Below are 5,421 nucleotides of genomic sequence, written 5' to 3' on the forward strand. Positions count from 1 at the left end.
TATTGTTATTCAACATTTTTTTATTTTTTTGTGTGATAACACATATAAAAGAAAAGGTATTAAAGTATAAAACATTGTTTTGTGTTACGGCAAATAGAGCCATTATGCGTAATTGTTAAAAAATTGCATAAGTTTGTGAAATTCGGTTTTCATTTGCCGCGAAATTAATTATACAAAGGAAAATCAGAAGGCGAAAGAGCCGTTGCAGGCGACAAGATACGGTAAAACCACACCACACGCACATTCCATAGAAAACATTCGTGCATAGAAATGCAATGTGCAGATAAAGTCGCCGAGATAACGGTATTCCCCGCCATTTTGCCATCAAATTATTGTTCCATTTCTTTCGGACAAAAGCTACATGAGCAAGGAGAACAACGGCACTCTGCCCATAGGCGGCCTAACCTATTTTATGAATACCAAAAATTGGTGGAAGCCTTTGACTTTCATTTTGGTAATCAGTTTGTTCGGAGTCGGTATAATCGGACTTCAAACTTATGTGGACGCTCCTCCAATGACGGGATTTAAAGCCCCGGACGGAAAAATTGTAATGGACCAAGTAACTATGCACCGCGGGCAGGAAGTGTTTCATAAATATGCTCTGATGGAGTATGGCAGCTATTTCGGCGACGGTGCGCAACGCGGCCCGGATTTCACCGCCGAAGCTCTACATCAAGTCAATCTTGCCATGAATGACTATTATAAAACAGAATTTAAAGAGAAAAACGGCAAAGAACCGAGTGCGGGAGATATTGTAGCCATTGGAGAGCAAGTTAAAAAAGAACTGAAACAAAACACATATAACGAAAGCGATAATATTGTTCTTCTAAATGCCGCACAAGCCTACGCTTTCCATCGTTTGGAAGATTATTATATTGACAGGTTCGAGCATCACAAAGGCAAAGGGCTGTTGCCGAAAGGATATATTAAAAGTTCGCAGGAAATTAAAGACCTAAGTGCGTTTTTCTTTTGGGGCGCATGGGTATGCGTTGTTGAAAGGCCGGGAAGTAATTTCAGTTATACTCATAATTGGCCATACGACCCGTCTGCCGGAAATACTCCCACTTCGCCCGTTATTTTATGGAGTGTTTTGGGTATGTTGGGCTTCGTTCTGGTTTGCGGCATTGTATTGTATTACATTGGTCAATACAATCAATTGCCGAACAAATTTTTCAAACCGGCAAAAAGCGATTTGTTTATGAGCGAGCGTGTGGCCAAATTCTCCCCTACCCCGTCGCAACGTGCTACGTATAAATTCTTTCTTGTAGCGATTTTACTGTTTTTTGTACAAGTATCGAGCGGCTTGGTAACAATAAACGATTTCATAAATTGGTTGGGATTTTTCGGAATACATATAACCAGTATTCCGGTAACTATTTCTCGTTCTTGGCATACCTTGATTGCTCTATATTGGATTTCCACTTGCTGGATTGCATCTTCAATATTCATACTTCCTATTCTTTCTAAAAAAGAAATTCCCGGGCAAGCACATTACGTAAATACCATTTTCGCACTTTTGGTTGTTCTTGTGGCCGGTTCGCTTACGGGTATTGTATTGGGGCCTCTGGGGCTTTTGGGCGATTGGTGGTATTGGCTTGGTCATCAGGGTTGGGAATTTGTAGACTTCGGTAAAATTTACCAAATATTACTTATGGTAATTTTTGTGTTATGGGTATTTACCGTTTATCGCGGAATTAAACCGGCATTGATAAAAAAACACCGTTGGAATTTACCGAATTGGATAATGTATTCGGTCGTCGGAATACCGTTGTTGTTTTTGTCGGGATTTGTCGCCAAACCCGAAACAAACTTTGTTATAGCTGATTTTTGGCGTTGGATGGTTATACATATGTGGGTTGAGGCGTTTTTCGAGGTGTTTATTACTGTTATAGTCAGTTATTTGATGGTTCTAATGGGTTTAGTCAGTCGGCAAGCTGCCATTCGGGTAGTTTATTTTGCTACGGTACTGTTTTTGGGAACGGGATTATTGGGTATTTCACATAATTTTTATTGGAATGCTAAACCGGTTGCAACTATGGCACTTGGCAGCGTTTTTTCAACTCTTCAATTCGTACCGCTTATTTTATTGACGGTAGAGGCATGGAGATTTAAAAACATGCCGCGTTTTGCCGTAGGTGATGTTGAGCAAAAAGATTTGGGGAGGTTCGGATTTCCTACTGTTTTTAAATATTTGGTAGCGGTAAATTTCTGGAATTTTTTCGGTGCGGGTGTTCTCGGAATTATCATAAATCTGCCCATAATGAATTATTTTGAACATGGAACATATTTGACGGTAAATCACGCTCATGCTGCTCTTATGGGTGTTTACGGCAATATTTCTATAGCAGCCTGCTTATTCGCTTCGCGCCTGCTTATCAAAGGAAATCGCTGGAACGATAAAATTATAAATGTTTCGTTCTGGTCAATCAACGTTGGGCTTATATGTATGGTAGTATTGGACTTGTTTCCTGCCGGTGTAATTCAGCTCAAGGCTGTGGTCGAGCAAGGCTTATGGTACGGTCGCTCGTCCGAATTTATAGATGACGGTGTTTTCTATCATCTTACTTGGTTGCGCGGAATAGGTGCAACATTATTTGTATTGGGGGGCGTTATGCCCTTGGTTTGGTTTATGGTCAGTCGTGCAAATGCTCTTAAACCCGAAGCTAAAAGCATAGAAGAAATGGACGCTTTGCTTCTTAATAATAATAAGGAAACTTCCGAAGAATATATTGTTCTGTAAAAAATATTGTGCTTCTACTTTTCAGCCTCTGTTTCCCAAAAAACAGGGGCTTTTTTTATTTCCCGTAATAAAAATAAATATCTTTTCTACCGATATGTTATGCCTGCGGCACAACAATTTTCTTGTAATTGTTTTTTCTACAGATATTTTGTGCCTGACGGTACAATTCGTTCTTTGCAATGCTTTTCTATTGATATTTCTTATCTGCTGAAAAATGACATTTGTCATATTCCGACTTTTCTATCGATTGTATTTTTGCGATATGCTTTGACAAACATAACGGTAAAATGAAAAAATACGCATTACGAATCAGAATTTGGATTGACGAGGACGACGGCCCTTTTTTGGGTATAGGTCGGGTAATTCTTCTTGAAAATATAAAAGAAACCGGCTCGATTACAAATGCTGCCAAATCAATGAAAATGTCGTATCGCCAAGCATGGCAATTAGTGGAAGATATGAATAAAAGAGCAAGTCCTTTGGTTGAAAAAATGTCCGGCGGTAAAAAAGGCGGCGGTGCAATTCTTACAGAAGCAGGTGAAAATGCTGTTCGGGAATTTCGCAACATTGAGCAAGAACTGAATTTAATAATTGCAAACAAATCGAAAACAATCAAATTTTAATTTTTTTAATCTTCGTTATGCTTTTTCAAACACAACGCTTTTTGTTTATGAAAAATATAAAAATACTTGCTTTTCTGTTCTTACTTCCAATTGCGGCATTTTCGCAGAAGCCTGACTCGTCAAGTGCGGTTCGGGGCGATTCTTTGGCGAATAAAATGTTTAAGCTTGGCGAGGTTGTGGTAACTGCTTCTCGATTGAGCGAAATAACCGAGCGCGTAACCCAAAGAGATATGGAACTCCGTAATTTATTCGATGTTCCGCGTGCTATGGAAAAGTTGCCGGGTATATCCATATCCGCTTCCGGCGCAAGAAATGAAACAACAGTTTCCGTGCGTGGATTCGATTTGCGTGCCGTTCCCGTTTATATGGACGGAATTCCTGTTTACGTACCTTATGACGGCTATGTTGATTTATCGAGATTTACCGCTTTCGATTTATCGGCCGTTGATGTTTCCAAAGGATTTTCATCGGTAGTCTACGGACCGAATTCTTTGGGCGGAGCAATTAATTTAATTTCGAGAAAACCCTTCGGAAAATTTGAATATGACTGTTCGGCGGGTTTGATAAATTCGGACGGATATCGGGGTGCGGTAAATATCGGTTCGAATTACGGCAATTTTTATTTTCAAGGAGGTGCATCGTATTTGCACAGAGATTCTTACTTAATGTCGAAAGAATTTCAGCCGCATAATCACGAAAACGGCGGAAACAGAAAGAACTCTTACAGAACTGACCAAAAAATAAACTTAAAAATCGGATGGATGCCCAATGAAAAAAGCGAATACGTTGTCGGATATATTAATCAACAAGGAAAAAAAGGAAATCCCGTGTATGCAGGCGACGATAAATTAAACTCGCTGTACGATAAACCCAGATATTGGCAATGGCCGTATTGGAACAAAGAAACTTATTATTTTTTGTCGAACAGCAGCCTTGGCGATGACAGCTATATAAAAAGCCGAGTTTATTACGATATTTTCAAAAATTCGATAAACAGTTTCGATGACTCGACTTATACTACTCAAAAAAAGCCTTATGCGTTCCAAAGTATGTATAACGATTATTCTTACGGTGGCAGCTTAGAATACGGAACAAGTATTTTTTCGGATAATAAATTGAAATTGTCGGCGCAATACAAAGAAGACATTCACAGAGAAAACAATGCAGGCGAACCTATCAGACGTTTTGAAGACAATACCCTGACTTTTGCTGCGGAAGATACTTACAAATTTAGTGATAATTTGGAAATTATTCCGGGTGTAATTTACAGCATAAGAAAAAATATTACGGCCGAAGACTATAACGGCTCTTCCAAAACTGTTACTGATTTTCCAAGAGCGCAACCTTCGCCTGCATTTAATTTACAGTTAGGCGTATTTTATTATCTAAATGAAAACCATAATATCAGTGCTACTGCATCACGAAAAACCCGCTTTGCCACATTAAAAGAACGTTACTCGTACAGAATGGGCACAGCCATACCTAATCCCAAACTAAATCCTGAAATAGCTAATAATTACGATTTGACATATACGGGAAATATTGTCGAAAAATTAACTTGTAAAACGTCGCTGTTTTACAGTCGTTTAAAAGATGCAATTATCGGCGTAAGTAATGTTCTTCCCGGAAAATCGCAAATGCAAAATACGGGCGAAGCGGAATTTGCGGGGATAGAATTATCCGCGAAATACGATGTTGCAGAAAATATTCGTGCAGAAGTAAATTACTCGTATATCGAGAGAAATAATTTAACTGATCCAAGCGTTTTGTTTACCGATATACCAAATACAAAAGTATATTTTTATTTGCAATATAATCCGGTAAAACAAATAGGAATAATTGCAAGTGCGGAATATAATTCTTTGCGTTACAGCACAAGCTACGGAACTAAATCGCCGGAATTTACGGTTATTAGTGCCATTATTTCCGGCCAAGTGTTGAAAAACATAAATATTAAAGCCGGAATAAATAATATTTTCGATAATAATTATTCGCTTACGGAAGGTTACCCAGAAGAAGGGCGAAACTTTTTCTTAACGATTAGATTTTTTGGTCATA

At 38.7% G+C, this 5,421-nt stretch carries 4 protein-coding genes; 3 read left to right on the forward strand and 1 reads right to left on the reverse strand.

Annotated elements, in window-relative coordinates:
* Nucleotides 1-164 precede the first annotated feature (164 nt).
* On the reverse strand, nt 165-317 hold the full coding sequence (locus LC115_04655; protein MCZ2355970.1) for a hypothetical protein: 153 nt from the start codon (nt 315-317) through the stop codon (nt 165-167).
* Nucleotides 318-361: 44 nt separating this feature from the next.
* Here LC115_04655 and LC115_04660 point away from each other — a divergent pair, with 44 nt between their 5' ends.
* The 3 genes from LC115_04660 to LC115_04670 all read left to right on the forward strand — a co-directional run.
* Nucleotides 362-2,740, forward strand: coding sequence for a cbb3-type cytochrome c oxidase subunit I (locus tag LC115_04660; protein MCZ2355971.1), 2,379 nt, complete (start codon nt 362-364; stop codon nt 2,738-2,740).
* 287 nt (nt 2,741-3,027) lie between these two features.
* A complete protein-coding gene (locus LC115_04665; protein MCZ2355972.1) occupies nt 3,028-3,363 on the forward strand; it encodes a LysR family transcriptional regulator in 336 nt (111 codons plus the stop codon).
* Between the two features lie 47 nt (nt 3,364-3,410).
* Nucleotides 3,411-5,421 (forward strand): TonB-dependent receptor (locus LC115_04670; protein ID MCZ2355973.1); only part of this gene is annotated, 2,011 nt, incomplete at its 3' end.

This window comes from Bacteroidia bacterium (genome assembly GCA_026932145.1).
Taxonomy (GTDB): domain Bacteria; phylum Bacteroidota; class Bacteroidia; order J057; family JAIXKT01; genus JAIXKT01.

Coding starts and splice junctions, on each gene's coding strand:
- LC115_04655 (MCZ2355970.1), bottom strand. CDS start 317: ATGGCGGGGAATACCGTTATCTCGGCGACTTTATCTGCACATTGCATT.
- LC115_04660 (MCZ2355971.1), top strand. CDS start 362: ATGAGCAAGGAGAACAACGGCACTCTGCCCATAGGCGGCCTAACCTAT.
- LC115_04665 (MCZ2355972.1), top strand. CDS start 3,028: ATGAAAAAATACGCATTACGAATCAGAATTTGGATTGACGAGGACGAC.